Origin of the sequence: Burkholderia sp. MSMB1459WGS, assembly GCF_001534535.1 — a bacterium.
Classification (GTDB): Bacteria; Pseudomonadota; Gammaproteobacteria; order Burkholderiales; family Burkholderiaceae; genus Burkholderia.
In genome coordinates this window covers 63,494-78,773 of the sequence record NZ_LPMU01000052.1, presented here as the reverse complement: position 1 = coordinate 78,773, position 15,280 = coordinate 63,494, and the positions used below count along the sequence as shown (strand labels likewise).

The window sequence follows — 15,280 nt, the reverse complement described above, 5'->3', positions numbered from 1 at the left end:
AATCAATAACGCCTCGAATTGTAAATTCATTTCAGTGATCCGATATGAAAATATTTGAGAAAATCGCAGCAGCCACCTTTTTAATGGCGATTTCGTGCGGCGCATACGCCTCCGCCGAAGTATGTAAGAACGAATTAAAGGAGTTGGTTGTACCCCCGCTTGAGCATGTTGCAATGAACAAGAAGGACATCCAAGCTGATATCGAGGATGTATCTGATGGAGTCTATAGCGTCAGACTGTATGTCGCTGCGGACAGCCCCGACAACCTCGATAAACAAGTGGCCATCGGTTGGGTGAATTTGGATACAAATTCGATGAAGGCGCTGGACGTGACGCGAGACCCAGATCATCCGGACGCGCTAAAGGTAAATGAAGAAAAATACCGAAAATTCATTTCTGACTGTATTCGAAAACCATCGAAGGCGACTTCGAACTGCGAAGAACTCAATAAGAATGCGTCGCAGACTGCTACTGCCATACCTCATTCGGAAGGTGGGATGGTAGTCATAGGAGGCGGTAGGCTTCAGTTTTACTCAGCGCCAGATTGACCTGCCCCCGGTTTTAGTCCGAACTACAGTTAGAGTCCGAGGTTAAAAACTGCTGCTTCGCGTCGTGCGCGCGGGCGAACTGCGCAGGCGTCAGATAGCCGAGCGAACTATGAGGCCGCTCGGTGTTGTACTCGATACGCCATTCCTCAATCAGCTGCTTGGCGTGGCGCATCGAGACGAACCAGTGCTCGTTCAGGCATTCGTCGCGGAAGCGCCCGTTGAAGCTCTCGATATAGGCATTTTCCACCGGCTTGCCAGGCCGAATGAACGACAGCGTGACGCCGGCTTCGTAGGCCCATGCATCCAGCACCTTACCAGCGAACTCCGGCCCGTTGTCGACCGTGATGGATGCGGGCAAGCCTCGCATCTCCTTGAGCCGCTCGAGCACTTGCTGCACTCGTAGGCCCGGCAGCGAAGTATCGACCTCGATGGCCAAGCACTCGCGCGTGTAGTCGTCGACCACGTTCAGGCATCGAAACCGCCGACCATAGGCCAACCCGTCAGAAACGAAGTCCATCGACCAGCTCTGATTCGGGCCTGTTGGCAACGGCAGCGGCGTGCGCTCGACAGCCGCAATACGCTTGCGTCGCCGCTTGCGCACGCTCAGTCCCGCCTTGCTGTACAGGCGCCAGATGCGCTTGTGGTTGGCGAAGCAGCCATCCCGCTGCAACAACACGTGAATCCGGCGATAGCCGTAACGACGCTTCTGCGCGGCGATGGCCATCATCCGGCCAGTCAGCGCTTCGTCGTCAACTCGGCGGCGTGATTCGTAATAGAACAGCGAGCGCGAAATCCCTACCAGCCCGCAGGCCCCGGTAACACCCATGGCGCGTTCGGTCATCAAGATTCGGACCGCTTCGCGCTTGGCCTGCGGGCTTGCTACTTTCGGGCCAACAGGTCCTTCAGCGCGGCATTGTCGAGCATTGATTCGGCCAACAGACGCTTGAGCTTGCTGTTCTCCTGCTCCAGTTCCTTCAGGCGCTGCGCTTCGGAGACCGTCATCCCGCCGAACTTCGCTTTCCAGTTGTAGTAGGTCGCTTCCGAGATGCCGTACTTGCGACAAAGCTCCGCCGGCTTCAGGCCAGCCTCGGCTTCCTTCAAGATGCCGATGATCTGTTCTTCGGTGAATCGCTTTTTCATTGCCGTTCCTCTCTGGAACGGACTCTACACCGTCACCGTACTAAACGCCGGGAGCAGGTCAAGATTACTCGTGCAAATTGCCAGGAGTCTTTATTTTGACTGGACAGTCCGTCGATGCGTACACCAGCTATCACGGATTCACGTCGGTCGCTTATCAGAATTCAAAGAAGGCCCCCCCGTTCGAGGTTGGGTAAGCAGTAACCGACTGCGGGGCAACGGCCTTGGCGTTGGTCTGCGGCAATCCGCTGCTAGCGAGCCCGCGAAATGATGAATCTCATCCGCGTCGGTGACGCCACCGATCACGGCGGCAAGGTTGAAACGGGGTCTAGCACAATGCGCTTCGACGGCCGCTTTGTCGCACGCAAAGGCGATCGCGTGTCGTGCCCCCAACATCCCGACGTGTCGCCAAACCTCATCGAGGAAGGCGACTCGTCGATGACCGATGATAGTGTTCCGATCGCACGGCACGGCCATTGCGCCACGTGTGGCTGCCACCTGATTTCGAGCCTAGTCTGAGCCTTGACCTTGCGACCTCATCTCCTAGATCGACTGAGTGTTGAAGTGGGCAGCGGCGTAGCGCGCACTGCAGTTCCACACTTCGACACCGTCGCGGGTAAAGGTAGCCTATCCAGCCGTGACGATCATCGCCGCGTGCGGGAACGCGTCGCCGTGCCCGTTTGCCCTAGCGGCAAAGACCGTCCGCTCACGACAAATCGCCAGGTAGTTTCCATCCGATAACGTCGGCTTCGTCGTGCTCAATGATTAACGCCGCTCATTGCTCGATCAAAACCGATCGCGATTCTTCGCGCTTGCAATCCATTGCGGAGCCTTGCCACGCCCGCTCCAGATCTTGCCGCCTTTCGGATCGCGATACTTCGGCGCGACCGGCGCACGCTCGCCTGATGCCACGGCACGACGTCGTCCGAAAAGTTGCTCGGCCGTGATGCCGTATTCGGCAAGAACCTCGCTAATTGCATGCAGAACGCGTTGCTGGGGATTTGGAAGCCGCATATTCACGAAGAACCAGCCCTATTACTAGGGTGAACGTAGACGGAAGGCAGAGAAACGCAAGCGCATCAGGCGCGGAGCGCGACCACGGCGAGAAAACACACGATGCGTGGTCATGCTGAGGATGTACACTTTTCCCGAGAAGCCTTGCCTGGCGTGCGTGACGACTGCTGATGCATATTTCCACGACGACGCGAAAGCACCGTCTAACGATCGCTCCCCGCACATATCAGGTCGCCGCTGATCGGCTCCGAACGAAATGATGCTCCACCCGCGCCCGGAGCACCCCCTCCAGCGCGGCAAGCCGCTCACGCAGCCGCACCGCTTGCCCCTCCGTCATCTCACCGAGCACGATCTTTTGTTCGAGAACGTCGCCACAGCGGGTGATGGCCCAACGATCGACCGTAGCCGTTTCACCTTCGAGCACGGCCTCCGCGGTCGAAACGATGCCCGGAAGCCGTCTCGAAACGAGATGAACCGTATGCGTCAACGTGAAACCGGGAAGGAAGTGCGACCAGTCTTCACAGACGGGCGGGCGGGAAGCGGAGGAAACTTGGCTCATGGTTGCTCCGGATGAATGGTGATCGAACCGGTGCCAGCCATGCTGCTCCCGCTTCGTTGCCGTCAATCGGCCGCATCGCCTCGAGGGCGTCCACCTTGCCCGGGAGGGCAGGTTGGCGTCGGATAACCCGACTCTGGATGCTTGAATTCTCACGTTCGTCATTCCGAACGTGGGTTCATTATATCGAAAAATCAACGTCGGACAAGGGGGCGGTGAAAAGCGACACGTCAGCATGACAGGCGCACTCCTCCGCACCCGTCACCAGGTAGCCCACGGACCCGCGCGGCTTGCATGAGGGGTCGAAATCCCTTCATGCCAACTAAAACCAGACACTGAACCGCGTCCCCGTTGCCAGCACATCGACCGTCAACTTCCATCGATGGGCCTCGGCGATCTCCTTGCAGATCGCCAGCCCGAGCCCAGCGCCGTCATACCGCGAATCCGGTGCTCGCCAGTATCGGTCGAAAAGCAGCGGAAGATGCTCCCGCCGAATGCCCGGCCCTTCATCGTCGACATGAATCGCCGTCTCGAGAACGGTCAGCACGACGACGCCATCCAACGGCGACGCATTGATCGCATTCTCGACAAGGTTCTTGAGCAGGATGAAAAGCGCCCCGCCGTCCGCCCGTATGCGTGACGCGGAATCGCGCGCTTCGATATGGAGCTTTACCTGCTTCGCATCGGCCTTGCCGGCCAGCAAGCTCACGACCTCCCGCGCGACCTCGTCGCCGTTCACGTCGTCGAAGCTGAAGTTCTGCGCTTCGCTGACTTCGGCCAGATGCAGCAGTTGCTTGACCTGCCGGGCCATCAAGTCGATCTCGCGAAGCAGCAGCGCTTTCTGGCTGATGTCGGGCTGCAGCTCGATCTGCCCTCTGACCAGCGTGAGCGGTGTCTGCAACTCGTGCGCGGCGTCGGCCAGAAACTGCTGCTGAACGGCGAAGCCATTCTCGAGCCGGCTCAGCGCGTCGTTGAACGCATCGATCAGCGGCTTGATCTCGCTGGGAATACCGGCCGAAGACAGCCGCGTTTTCAGATTGCGCGGCTCGATTTCCCGCGCGGCACGCGATACTTCCCGCAACGGCTTCAGCACGTGACTGATCGTCAACGGCAGCGTCAGTCCGAAAATGACGGTCGCGATGGCGAGCACATACGCGACGGTCTTCGGTATCGGATCGATCCTCGTCATGACGAGCGCATCGACGAGTTGCCTGCTTTGCGCCATCTGCACGTAATGGACGACGCTACCGTTCGATGCGCGCTGCGTCGCGACCGCGTACGCCTTGCCGTCGATCGTGACGGGCAATACCTTGCCGGCCGCCGTCGCGAGATCCTCCGTCAGCCACGGCCGATCGCCGTTCGACGGCGTCGACGCCAGCAACACCTTGCCCGTCGCATCGAGCACGCGGTACATCGCGTCGGTTGGCAAGAGCCGGAACATCGCCGCCGGATGCTCGCCCAATCGCACCGATACCGGCCGCCCGGCCGCGTCGAAGCGCATTCCGGCCTCGATATGACGGATGCTCTCCATCTGCTGGCGCCGCCCGAGAAATTCCGGATATCGAGCGAGAAAATACATGGAAAGCGCGGACAGCAGCGCCAGGCTGACGGCGAACGCGACGACGTTGGTCACCCATAGGCGCGTCGACAGGCGCAGGATCCAATGACGGAACATCGCGGTTTTCCTGCGGGAGACGGCAATCAGGGACACGCGGCGAAGCATCGTCACGCGTCGCGCAGCGCGAAGCCGGCGCCGCGGATATTGGTGAGCCGCGTCGTTGCGCCGATCGCCGTCAGTTTCTTGCGCAAGCGGTGCACGGTCACCTCGAGCGCGTTCGGCGTGACCGCCTCCGCGAACCCCCATGCGGCATGCTCGAGGTTCGAATGCCGGACGGTCCGGCCCGCGGCTTCGATCAGGCAGAGCATGATCTGCAGTTCGGCCGGCGCCAGCAGTACCGTCCGATCGCCACAGCGCATCGCGCGCTGGGGCGGGTCCACGGTCACGTCCGCGAACGACGCGACGAGGGCCGTGAGCAGCGCCGGGCGCCGCATCAGCGTGCGGACGCGGGCGACGAGCTCGCTCATTTCGAACGGCTTGGTCACATAGTCGTCGGCCCCGCTTTCGAGTCCGTCGATGCGGTCATGCAACGCGTCACGCGCCGTCAGCATCAGGCAAGGCATCATGCGCCCCGCCGCGCGCAGCGTCCGCAAGAACGCCAGACCGTCCCCGTCGGGCAATCCTCGATCGACGATCAGCAGCGCGTAATCGGCCCGGTCGATACCGTAAGCGGCTTCGCGAGCATTGCCGAACCGGTCGGATTCGATCCCCGCCGCCGCCAGCGCCTGAGCCAGCAGGCCGGCCAAGCGCTCGTGATCCTCGACAATCGCCACCCTTGGCATACTCGCACTCACTTGAACCGATACATGTAGCCGATTCTGGCCTCGGGAACGAACCGTCTTCCGACGAGCGGACTGTCGGTGATGCCGTCGCCGAGTCGCGACACACCCACGTCCACGAAAACCGTCTGCTGCTTCGTCAGCCGGTAGTCGATACGGGTGCCGGCCGACACGTTCACGGCCGAACCCGCGCTGTATGCGGCGCGCCACGCACGTGCCTCGGATGGTCGCACGCCGTAATAGTAGTCGACGTATTTGTTGCTCAACCATTCCGCGCCGACATGTGGCGCGATCGAAAACGCGCCGAGCGCGAACGCCTTCTCGAAGCCGATCTTCGCGCGCTCGCCCTTGTTTCCGCCGAGCAGGAAACTGCCCGACAACGTGCCGAAGCGCGTGTTCCATGACAGTGCAGGGCCGTACCACAACGCGCCCTTGCGATTGTCCATGCCGTTCAGGATCGGTGCGTCCGAGCCCTTGTATCCGTCGAACAGCGAGAACTGGCCACGCAGCGCGAGATGGACGCCGCTCCAGTTGCCGATTTTCAGATCGACCGTGGTGCCGATGGCCTGCACCCATTTGTTGTCGAAGTAGACCAGCGGAAAAGGCAATACGCGGGTGCCGTCGCCGCTGTAGACCGACGGTTCGACGCCGACGCCGGCGCCCAATCCCCAATGCGTGACGTTCGTCGCGTGGTCGAGGATGGTCAGCCCCGAACGATCGGGATCGGGCGGGCTCATGGCGTCGTCCGCCCATGCGGAAGCGGATGACAGTGCGAATGAAGCGGCAATCAGCCATAACGGACGTGCGCGGCGGGCGGCAATTTTCACAATCGTTTTCCTGGAGTCGGCGGTCGAAACGGGGGCTACTGTAGGACCAGTCGACTTACCGCTCACTTACCGAAAAAATCGTCACGGGCGGAGCTTGCGAGGAATTCGGATGGTGAGAAATATCGATGCAAGGCGAGAGGCTCGATACGCGCGAGCCGGCATGCCGGCGCCACCGCACTCGGCTGGCCCAAAAAGAAACGAATTTCCCCATTCCACATATAGAGAAAACGTTATTCCACATCGAGCGGAATTCCCAGCCAACTTTGGATCCTTTTTCCCTTCTGTCCCCCGTATCATTTCCGTCACTACGCAATGAGAAAGAGACGGACATGAGCGAACCCACCCCGCTGCACTACCTCGACTACGCAGCCACGACCCCCGCCGATCCCGCCGTAATCGACGCGATGACGGCCTGCCTCGGCTTCGACGGCATCTTCGGCAATCCCGCCTCCAGCTCGCACGCCGCCGGCCGGCAGGCGAAGCACAAGGTCGAGCACGCTCGTGCGCAGGTCGCCGCGCTGATCGGCGCGGACGCCGACGAGATCGTCTGGACGTCGGGCGCCACCGAATCGAACAACCTCGCGCTGAAGGGTTATGCGGAAAACGCGACCGGCAAGCGCCACCTGATCACGAGCCGCCTCGAGCACAAGGCTGTGCTCGACACGATGGCGAACCTGTCGAAGCGCGGCATGCAGGTCACTTTCCTGACGCCCGACGCCCACGGCGAAATCACCGCCGACGCGGTGGCGGCCGCGCTCGGCCCCGACACCGGCCTCGTGTCGCTGATGCTCGTGAACAACGAGATCGGCACGCTGACCGACATCGGTGCGATCGCCCGCATCGTGCACGCCGCCGGCGCGCTGCTCCACGTCGACGCCGCGCAGGCGCTCGGCAAGACACCGATCGACGTGCGCGCGCTCGGCATCGACATGATGTCGATGTCCGCCCACAAGGTGTACGGCCCCAAGGGGATCGGCGCGCTGTTCGTCCGCCGCGAGATCGCGAGCCGGATCGCGCCGCAGATTCACGGCGGCGGCCACGAGCGCGGGCTGCGTTCGGGCACACTCGCGACGCATCAGATCGTCGGCATGGGCGTCGCATGCGAACTCGCCGCCGAAAAACTCGACGGCGAAGCCGCGCGGATCGCTGCGCTCGGCGCGCGGCTCACCGACGCGTTGTTCGCGCTCGGCGACGTCACGCAGAACGCGGCCGCCGCCCGCCGCATCCCGCACACGCTGAGCCTGACGGTCGATGCGCCGGGCTTCTTCCCGTTCATGCTCGGCGAAGCGCTCGCCGTGTCGTCCACCTCCGCATGCAATTCGACCAGCGGCGCACCGTCCCACGTGCTGACCGCGATCGGCCTCGATGCGGAAACGGCCGGGCGTACCGTGCGCATCAGCTTCGGGCGCTTCACGACGGAGCAGGACGTCGACTTCGCGATCGGCTGTTTCGCGCGGGCGATCGAGCAATGCCGGGCGGCCGCGGCGACCGGCTTCACCGCGTCGCGGCAGATCACGCCGGCCGACCTGAAGGCGATTCGCAATGCGGGCTTTCGTGCGGTGATCTGCAACCGGCCGGATGGCGAAGGCGTGGATCAGCCGTCGTTCGAGGAGATCGCCGCGGCCGCGCGCGAACTGGGAATGGACGCGCGCTACCTGCCGGTCGAGCGCGACCGCATCGGCGACGCGGAAGTCGACGCGTTCGGCGCACTGGTCGACACGCTGCCGAAGCCGGTGCTCGCGTATTGCCGCAGCGGCAGCCGCTCCGGCATGCTGTGGAATCGGCTGTCCGCTCGACGGGCGGCGTGAGCCACCCCACCCTTACGCCTGACCGCCTGCGGTCGCGCATGAAGCCGATGCTTCACTGCGTGGCCGCCTGGCGGTGCCGGTCACGACCGCATCAGGTCCGTTCATCGCCGTTCACCGGCGTATAGATCGCCAGCTTCAGCGCGGGATCGTCGTTCGCCTGGAACGTCGCGTACTCGTAGCGCTGCGTGCCGCGTTGCGCATGCACGAGCACCTTCTCGCCCGACACGCCGCTGCGCACGTCATGCGCATCCCACCATTGCGCGAATTCGCTGCTGCCGGCGCGCAATCGCGCAACCAGTGCGACGAACGCCGGATCGCTCGCGTAGAGATCGTGGCTCGTGCGAAACAGCGCGATCATCCGCCGCGCCTCGTCGGCCCAGCTCGCGGCGAACAGCGCACGCGCGTGCGGCGTCTCGAACATGTAGACGAGGATGTTGCGATCGGCTTGCGCCAGCCGGTCGAAGCCGAGCACCTCGGCCGCGGCGGCATTCCACGCGAGGATGTCCCAGCGCCGGCCGGTCACGTAGGCAGGCTGCTGAAGGTGCGCGACGAGCCGCGCGAGGGCCGGCGGCACGCGTTCCGGCACGAACGCACGAGGGCCGTCGCGGCGTGCGAGCGTGCGCAGATGGAGGGCCTCGGCCTTGTCGAGCCGCAACGCGCGCGCCAGCGCGTCGAGCGTCGCCTCCGACGGGTTGACGTCGCGCCCCTGCTCGAGCCGTACGTACCAGTCGACGCCGATGCCGGCCAGTTCCGCAACTTCCTCGCGCCTCAGGCCGGGCGTGCGCCGGCGCGGGCCGCCGTGCAGGCCGACGGCCTCCGGTCGCAGCTTCTTGCGCCGCGAGCGCAGGAAATCGCCGAACGGGGTTCGCGTGGTGACGGTCATCGGGTTCGCTCCGGGCAGGGTGGTATCGGCCCATCCTGGGCTCGCGCCGGGCCTTGTTGCAGATTCTAAGCCTGCCAGAATCGATGCATCCCCACCGTCAGGAAGCGTCATGAAAGCTGCGATTCTGAAGTCGTTCGGCAGGCCGCTCGCGATCGAAACGATGCCGGACCCCGTGCTCGGCACCGGCGAAGTCGTCGTGGACGTCGTCGCGACACCGGTTCTGCCCTATGCGCGGGAAGTGTTCAGCGGCGAGCGCCGCTATCCGCTCGAGCTGCCGATCGTGCCCGGCTGCGGCGCGATCGGCCGAGTCCGGCAAACCGGCCCCGACGCGACGCAATTGCAGCCGGGCGACTGGGTATTCTGCGACCCGACCGTCCGCTCGCGCGACGACGCGCGAATGCCCGACATCGTGCTGCAGGGCTGGAGCACGCGCGGCGAAGGCGGCAAGCAGTTGCAGCGCTACTTTCACGACGGTCCGTTCGCCGAACGGCTACGCGTACCGACCGAGAACGCGGTGCGCATCGGCGCGATCGCGTCGGCCGACGCCGCACGCTGGTGCGCGCTCAATACCCTGCTCGTGCCTTACGGCGGGCTGCTGGCATCCGACCTGCGTGCCGGCGAAATCGTGCTCGTCAGCGGCGCAACCGGCCATTTCGGCAGCGCCTGCGTCGCGGTGGCGCTGGCGATGGGCGCGCGCTGCGTGGTCGCGCCCGGCCGCAACGTGCGCGTGCTCGCGGATCTCGAACGCCGCTTCGGCGACCGCGTGCGCACGGTCGAGCTGACCGGCGACGAAACCGGAGACCGCATCCGCATGCAGCAGGCTGCGCCGGGGCCGATCGACTGCGTGATCGACCTGATGCCGCCGTCGGTGCCGGCGACGACGGTGCGGGCGGCCGTGATGGCGGTTCACCCGTACGGGCGCGTGGTGCTGATGGGCGGCGTCGGCATGCTCGGCGGGGCCGGGCTCGAGCTGCCGTATCCGTGGATCATGCGCAACGACATCACGCTGCGTGGCAAATGGATGTACCCGACGCAAGCCGTGACGCTGATGACCGGGCTCGTTCGCGGCGGGCTGCTCGATATCGGACAGTTCGACGTGACGGCCTTCGCGCTCGACGACGCGAACGACGCGGTCGCGCATGCGGCGGAGCATGGCGGGCCGTTCAGGATGACGGTGATCGCGCCTTAGCCCGCGCCCGCCTATGATTCGGCGACCGGTGCGCCCGCAAAGCCGCACCGGCCGCCGCCCTGCCTGCTACGTCACTCGTCCTGCTGTTCCTGCTGCGCCTGCACCTGCCGCTGCCGGATGAACTGGCGTACGTCGCTCATCGTCACGCGGCCGGTGTGCTTCGCATCGATCTCGTCGAAGTGCTTCGACACGAAGCCGAGCCCGCTGCTCTGCGCCTGCGCCTTCGTCACGGCTGCGCCGTTGCTCAGCACGGTATTGCCGCCGAGCCTCGCGTCGACGCGCTGCTGCGCCTGCTGCTGCAAGGCCGCGCCGGTCGACGGCAGCACCGGCGCCGCCCGCGTGGCAGGAAAGAACGGACCGTCGACACCGCGCCCGCCGTGCGGCAGCTTCACCGGCGCCACCGCCTGCGGCGGCAACGCGTAGGCACTGCTCATCACGGCACCGAGCACGATCAACGGGGACATACGCCGCATCAATTGGATTAGGGACATGATCGCTCGCATTCAATGGATGAATAGAGGGTTCCGCCGACAAGGCGTGCGTCGCTCAGGGGGCGGCCGCCAGCGTCGTCGCGGCCGTCGCGCCCGGGACGCTGCCGGTCGGCACGCTGGGCGGGTTTTCGTCCGGCCACGGCGGCGGCAGCATGCGCAGCGTCAGTGCCGTCGGAATCCGCGCGCCCTTGTAGAACGTCTGCAGATCCCGCTTCATCAGCGGACGGGCGACGTCGTCCAGGTAAGTCATGTGGCCGCCCTGGAAGAAGTTCACCTGCAGCTTCGGATTCAGGCCCTTGACCGTCTGCAGCCGCGCGAGCTGCTTCTCCGTGTTGAAGAACGGCGTCGCGAGATCATGGTAGCCGTTCTCCGCGAGCACGCGAAGCTTCGGGTTGAGCTGCAGCGCACCGAGCAGATCGGGGATCGTGTCGGGCATCGGCTGGCCGTCGTGCGAGAAGTCCCAGACGCCGATGATGTTGTCGTTCAGCGGCAGGTACGTCGCGTTCGGAGCCGTGTAGCCGAGATAGTCCGGCATCTGCGTCGCCAGCGCGTTCGTGAACGGCTGCGAGATCAGGATGTCGGACGGATCGCCGTCGGTCTGCAGCCGCGGGTCGGAGTTCGGCAACGACACGCGCCCGTCGTACCGGCCGATCGTCGTGCCGGGCAACAGGCTCGTGCCGAACGGATTCGCGTTGAAGTAGCCGCGCAGTGCCTGCTGCGTGAGGCTCGACGGGATCGACCACAGCCTGAGCGTCGCATCGCTCGGGAACACCGGCGTGCCGAGCGCATCCGGAATGCCGAGCTGGCTCAACACCCACGACTGCGAGTACTTCTGCAGCTGGCTGTAGATCAGCGTCGTGAACAATTCCATCTGCAGTGCGTACAGATCCTGGTTCACCGGCGCCGGCGAGACCTGGTTGAAGTACGCCGCGACCGCCGCGTAGCCGGGCAGATAGCCGGCCACCGTGTCGGTGTCGAGCAGCAGCCCTTCGGTCGACTGCGTGATCGCCACCGCTTCCACCGCATCCGCGAAGTAGTTCAGGATCGACGACTGCAGCACGATGCCCGTCAGGTGAACGCCGGCCGATTCGAGCGCGAGCGCGAGCATGTCGGTGCGCGGCGTGCCGTACGATTCGCCGTACAGGTAGATCGGCGACGTGCCGCGGCCGTTGACGTTCAGGTAGCGCTGGATGAAGTCGCGCATGATGTTCACGTCCGCGTCGGAACCCCAGTACTTCTGGTTGGTGTTCGGCAACACGGCTTCCGACAGCCCGGTGCCGGGTGGGTCGATGAACACGAGGTCGGTGGTGTCGATCAGGCTCTCCGCATTGTCGACGAGCGGATAGTTCGGCCAGTTGTTGCCGAACAGCGGATCGGGCGTGGCCACGCGGGTCGGCGCGAACGAGCCGAGCCGCAGCCAGATCGACGACGAGCCGGGCCCGCCGTTATAGACGAACGTGACCGGGCGCGGCTTGCCGTTCGTGCTGGGCGCCGTGTACGCGACATACGACATCGACGCTTCCGCGTTGCCGTTCGCGTCCTGCGCGGTCAGGTGGCCGGTGGTCGTCGTGTAGTCGATCGTCTTGCCGCCGCCCTTCCACTGGTAATGCATGACGGCCGCTTTCTCGGCCACCTGCGACGGCGCGAGGCCGTCGGTCGCGTTCATCGAATACGCGACCGGGTCGACGTACGGCTGGTTGGCCGCCGGCGCCTGGGTGCCGGCCGCCTGCGCGCTGGCCTGCTGGCTCGCGGTGGCCTGTGCGAGGCTCGACGCGCCGACGGACGACGAATCGTCGCCGCCGCATGCCGCGAGCGCCAGTGTCATGGCGGTCAATGCGCCTAGCCCGCCCAGCCGGCCGCGACGAACGCGGCGGCTACCGGTACTGCTCCTGTCTGGTTTCATCTCTGCCCTTTGATTTCGGATACCGCGTCACAAAGGCCGCCGACGCCCGCGAAACGCGCAGGCTTGCCCGCCACTCGCGTTGCACGGTCGGCAATCGGCGGTTGGATGGGACTTCTAAGAGACTGAACTTGATACAGACACAGCAAACTGCCGGCGAGAATGATGCCAGGACACGCCCCCTGCAGTTTGGACCACTTTTGTATTACTGAAATTTACGACATGACAAAAATAGGCGGTGCTGCGCCGCGTTGTCAAAGATCATTCGGATATTAAAAATCCCGCAATGATGCGAAGGGCGGACAGTGTCTGGAATTTGAAAGAAAACGGGATTATTCATGCAAGGTGCGCTTCATCGGCAATGCCGCGCCGAATATTTTACTTTTCCCGCACAACGTAGAAGCCTTTCCCGTATTGGCGCAGCGCATTCAAAGCCTTCGGATCGACAGGACCATTCTTTCATTTTTATTATCACCGGATCGATCGGGACGGTGCAGCGACATGCGCACGTCATTCGATAATTCGATTCGCTTCAATCGCGCTTCAATTGCAGAAACGATGTGCACTGCGTCATCCATAAAATACCGGTTCGATTGATTTTTCGCGGCATTATTTACCCGGTATTCGAACGGCTTTCCCGGACAGGCGCGGCGCACGGCATTGCCGCGCGTCGCGCCTGTCGCAGGAACTCAAACCACCATTACTTCCCGCCGCCCGGCAACGCGATATCGATCAGCACCGGATCGTGATCCGACGAGCGATATGCATCCGGCGCGTAGAACGTCTTCTGCTGCTCGGCCGACTTGTACGCGAGCGTGTACTGCAGCGCGACCGGCTCGTCCGCGTTGATGTGCCATTCGTGCACGGCCTTCACGTGCGACGCGAGCGGCAGCGTCGCGAGCGCGTGGTCGAGATAGCCGGCTTCGCCGTTATACACGTAGCTGTACGCGTTCGCGCCGATCCAGCGCGCGACGAGGTTGCGGTAACCGCGCGATTCGAGCGTGCGGATCGGATCTTCGTACGTGTAGCTGTTGAAGTCGCCGATCAGCAGCACGCCCTGGCTCTGGACGCCCGTCGGGTTGCCGGCCAGCCAGTCGGCGACTTTCGCCGCCGCGCGCGTGCGCGTCGGGTTCCAGCAGCCCTGGCCATCGCCCTGGTCGAGATCGTCGTTCGCGGCGTCCGGGCAGTTCTTCGACTTCAGGTGGTTCACGGCCACCGTCAGCGCCTGCTTGTTGCCGCTGATCAGCCGGAACGACTGCGCGAGCGGCTGACGGTTCTTGTCGTCGATCGCGAGCGTCGCCGCGCGGCCGACCGGTTCGACCTTGCGGCTGTCGTAGATCATCGCGACCGCGATCGCGTCGCCGCCGAGCCGCGACGTGCCCGGATCGACCACGCGCCAGTGGTTGCCGAGCTTCGCCGCGAGCTGGCGCACCGCGCTCAGTTCGCCGTAACCGTTGTTCTGGATTTCCATCAGGCCGATCACGTCGGCGTCAATCGCCTTCAGCGCGCTGACGATCTTCGCTTCCTGGCGCTGGAACTCCTGGAAGGTCTTCGCGCCGCGATTGTTCGGATCGTCGAAGCCGCCGCCGAGACCGTTGCCGTTGAAGTAGTTCAGCACGTTGAACGACGCGACGCGCAGGTTCGATTTCGGATCGCGCGCCGGCGCGTTCGTGCGCGGGTTCGCACGTGCGTCGAACGCCGGCACGGCCGCGCCGGGCAGCGGCTGCACGCGCCATGCGCCGTAACGCACCTCGAGCACGCCTTCGACGTCGCGCACGGTGTAGCCCGCGCGCAGCGTGTTCGCGGCCGACAGGCCCGGCGCCGGGTACGGCACGGTCGCGGGATTCTGCTTGTTCGAGCCGTCGTCGAGGATCAGGCGGTTGCGCGCGTTCGCGTCGATCTGCGTCTGCGCCTGCGCGGGCGGCACGACGCTCGTCGGCGTGCGCAGGCGGCCGTTGCTGAGCATCACGCTGCCGTAACGGCCGAGTTCGTAGTTGTCGGTGACGCTCAGCGTCTGCGGCAGGCGCACGAGCATTCCTTCGTACGCGGCGAACGCGTTCGGGCTGTCGACCGGCAGCGTAAGCGTCGCAGGCGTGACCGTCTGGCCGTTCGCGCACACCGCGATCGGGCCCGACAGCGTGAGCTGCGTCTGCCCGTACTTCTCCTCGATCTTGCCCGTCACGTGCACGAGATCGCCGGCCTTCGCGCGCGCTTTCGGCGCATAGACGAACAGGCCTTCGGACACACCCGGCTGGTTACGGCGCTGCGCATCGGCCTGCTGGACGAAGAAGCCGCCGAAGCCGTCCGTGCCGCCAAAATCGGCGGTGACGACGGCTTCGATCGACGCGTTCTGACCGGCGAGCGGCGACGGTGCGCCCAGCCCCTGGATCTCCGCGATCGGCGTCGTGCTGCCGCCGCAGTTCGGGCTGACGGGCGCGGCGAATACCGGCGCGGCGAGCGTCGGGAGCAGCAATAGCGGGGCAAACAGGCGGATTGTCGAGCGCATGGCGGGAATCCCGGTTGTGAGGGT

General features: G+C 64.4%; 14 protein-coding genes and 1 riboswitch. Of the genes, 4 read left to right on the top strand and 10 right to left on the bottom strand.

Annotated elements, in window-relative coordinates; all coding sequences use genetic code 11:
* Window positions 1-44: 44 nt before the first annotated feature.
* On the top strand, window positions 45-548 hold the full coding sequence (locus WT97_RS33170; RefSeq protein WP_257128534.1) for a hypothetical protein: 504 nt from the start codon (window positions 45-47) through the stop codon (window positions 546-548).
* Between the two features lie 13 nt (window positions 549-561).
* Here WT97_RS33170 and WT97_RS19935 read toward each other — a convergent pair.
* A protein-coding gene (locus tag WT97_RS19935) for an IS3 family transposase (protein WP_156440291.1) occupies window positions 562-1,688 on the bottom strand; the annotation gives its coding sequence in 2 pieces (ribosomal slippage) (window positions 562-1,430 and window positions 1,430-1,688; 1,128 coding nt in all).
* Window positions 1,689-1,952: 264 nt separating this feature from the next.
* On the opposite strand from WT97_RS19935, the gene WT97_RS33165 reads away from it, so the two are divergent.
* Window positions 1,953-2,204 carry a PAAR domain-containing protein gene (locus WT97_RS33165; protein WP_082742310.1) on the top strand — a complete coding sequence of 84 codons (252 nt, stop codon included), beginning with the start codon at window positions 1,953-1,955 and terminating at the stop codon, window positions 2,202-2,204.
* A gap of 267 nt (window positions 2,205-2,471) precedes the next feature.
* Here the strand turns inward: WT97_RS33165 and WT97_RS19925 are convergent, their stop codons facing one another.
* From WT97_RS19925 to WT97_RS19905, 5 genes are all read right to left on the bottom strand, one after another.
* Window positions 2,472-2,699 (bottom strand): H-NS family nucleoid-associated regulatory protein, encoded by a 228-nt coding sequence (locus tag WT97_RS19925; protein WP_060354210.1) that lies wholly within the window; start codon window positions 2,697-2,699, stop codon window positions 2,472-2,474.
* 226 nt (window positions 2,700-2,925) lie between these two features.
* The gene (locus tag WT97_RS34190) at window positions 2,926-3,258 is read right to left on the bottom strand and encodes a hypothetical protein (RefSeq protein ID WP_156440290.1); all 333 of its coding nucleotides are present in this window, start codon (window positions 3,256-3,258) and stop codon (window positions 2,926-2,928) included.
* A gap of 42 nt (window positions 3,259-3,300) precedes the next feature.
* A riboswitch (SAM-I-IV-variant riboswitch) is annotated at window positions 3,301-3,404 on the bottom strand.
* Between the two features lie 173 nt (window positions 3,405-3,577).
* A complete protein-coding gene (locus WT97_RS19915; RefSeq protein ID WP_060354263.1) occupies window positions 3,578-4,930 on the bottom strand; it encodes a cell wall metabolism sensor histidine kinase WalK in 1,353 nt (450 codons plus the stop codon).
* Window positions 4,931-4,980: 50 nt separating this feature from the next.
* Window positions 4,981-5,655, bottom strand: a complete 675-nt coding sequence (locus WT97_RS19910) for a response regulator transcription factor (protein ID WP_059505539.1) — start codon at window positions 5,653-5,655, stop codon at window positions 4,981-4,983.
* 8 nt (window positions 5,656-5,663) lie between these two features.
* Window positions 5,664-6,479, bottom strand: a complete 816-nt coding sequence (locus tag WT97_RS19905) for a MipA/OmpV family protein (RefSeq protein WP_060354208.1) — start codon at window positions 6,477-6,479, stop codon at window positions 5,664-5,666.
* A gap of 329 nt (window positions 6,480-6,808) precedes the next feature.
* On the opposite strand from WT97_RS19905, the gene WT97_RS19900 reads away from it, so the two are divergent.
* Window positions 6,809-8,287: an aminotransferase class V-fold PLP-dependent enzyme gene (locus WT97_RS19900; protein WP_060354207.1), complete on the top strand. Its 1,479-nt coding sequence runs from the start codon at window positions 6,809-6,811 to the stop codon at window positions 8,285-8,287.
* Window positions 8,288-8,378: 91 nt separating this feature from the next.
* On the opposite strand, the gene WT97_RS19895 is transcribed toward WT97_RS19900, so the two are convergent.
* Window positions 8,379-9,170 (bottom strand): helix-turn-helix transcriptional regulator, encoded by a 792-nt coding sequence (locus tag WT97_RS19895; RefSeq protein ID WP_060354206.1) that lies wholly within the window; start codon window positions 9,168-9,170, stop codon window positions 8,379-8,381.
* A gap of 109 nt (window positions 9,171-9,279) precedes the next feature.
* Between WT97_RS19895 and WT97_RS19890 the strand changes: the two genes are divergently transcribed.
* The gene (locus tag WT97_RS19890) at window positions 9,280-10,359 is read left to right on the top strand and encodes a zinc-binding alcohol dehydrogenase family protein (protein ID WP_060354205.1); all 1,080 of its coding nucleotides are present in this window, start codon (window positions 9,280-9,282) and stop codon (window positions 10,357-10,359) included.
* Between the two features lie 71 nt (window positions 10,360-10,430).
* Here WT97_RS19890 and WT97_RS19885 read toward each other — a convergent pair whose 3' ends face one another.
* From WT97_RS19885 to WT97_RS19875, 3 genes are all read right to left on the bottom strand, one after another.
* A complete protein-coding gene (locus tag WT97_RS19885; protein ID WP_227789689.1) occupies window positions 10,431-10,823 on the bottom strand; it encodes a 2-oxoglutarate dehydrogenase in 393 nt (130 codons plus the stop codon).
* 82 nt (window positions 10,824-10,905) lie between these two features.
* Window positions 10,906-12,753 (bottom strand): peptidase S10, encoded by a 1,848-nt coding sequence (locus WT97_RS19880; protein ID WP_060354204.1) that lies wholly within the window; start codon window positions 12,751-12,753, stop codon window positions 10,906-10,908.
* A 697-nt stretch (window positions 12,754-13,450) separates the two neighbouring features.
* Complete coding sequence (locus WT97_RS19875) at window positions 13,451-15,256, bottom strand: ExeM/NucH family extracellular endonuclease (RefSeq protein ID WP_060354203.1); 1,806 nt, start codon at window positions 15,254-15,256, stop codon at window positions 13,451-13,453.
* Window positions 15,257-15,280: the final 24 nt, after the last annotated feature.

What these genes read in the sequence shown, in the direction of transcription:
- WT97_RS19880 (WP_060354204.1), bottom strand. Translation starts at nt 12,753, where the DNA reads ATGAAACCAGACAGGAGCAGTACCGGTAGCCGCCGCGTTCGTCGCGGC.
- WT97_RS19910 (WP_059505539.1), bottom strand. Translation starts at nt 5,655, where the DNA reads ATGCCAAGGGTGGCGATTGTCGAGGATCACGAGCGCTTGGCCGGCCTG.
- WT97_RS19900 (WP_060354207.1), top strand. Translation starts at nt 6,809, where the DNA reads ATGAGCGAACCCACCCCGCTGCACTACCTCGACTACGCAGCCACGACC.
- WT97_RS19895 (WP_060354206.1), bottom strand. Translation starts at nt 9,170, where the DNA reads ATGACCGTCACCACGCGAACCCCGTTCGGCGATTTCCTGCGCTCGCGG.
- WT97_RS19890 (WP_060354205.1), top strand. Translation starts at nt 9,280, where the DNA reads ATGAAAGCTGCGATTCTGAAGTCGTTCGGCAGGCCGCTCGCGATCGAA.
- WT97_RS19875 (WP_060354203.1), bottom strand. Translation starts at nt 15,256, where the DNA reads ATGCGCTCGACAATCCGCCTGTTTGCCCCGCTATTGCTGCTCCCGACG.
- WT97_RS33170 (WP_257128534.1), top strand. Translation starts at nt 45, where the DNA reads ATGAAAATATTTGAGAAAATCGCAGCAGCCACCTTTTTAATGGCGATT.
- WT97_RS19925 (WP_060354210.1), bottom strand. Translation starts at nt 2,699, where the DNA reads ATGCGGCTTCCAAATCCCCAGCAACGCGTTCTGCATGCAATTAGCGAG.
- WT97_RS19885 (WP_227789689.1), bottom strand. Translation starts at nt 10,823, where the DNA reads ATGTCCCCGTTGATCGTGCTCGGTGCCGTGATGAGCAGTGCCTACGCG.
- WT97_RS33165 (WP_082742310.1), top strand. Translation starts at nt 1,953, where the DNA reads ATGATGAATCTCATCCGCGTCGGTGACGCCACCGATCACGGCGGCAAG.
- WT97_RS19915 (WP_060354263.1), bottom strand. Translation starts at nt 4,930, where the DNA reads ATGTTCCGTCATTGGATCCTGCGCCTGTCGACGCGCCTATGGGTGACC.
- WT97_RS34190 (WP_156440290.1), bottom strand. Translation starts at nt 3,258, where the DNA reads ATGAGCCAAGTTTCCTCCGCTTCCCGCCCGCCCGTCTGTGAAGACTGG.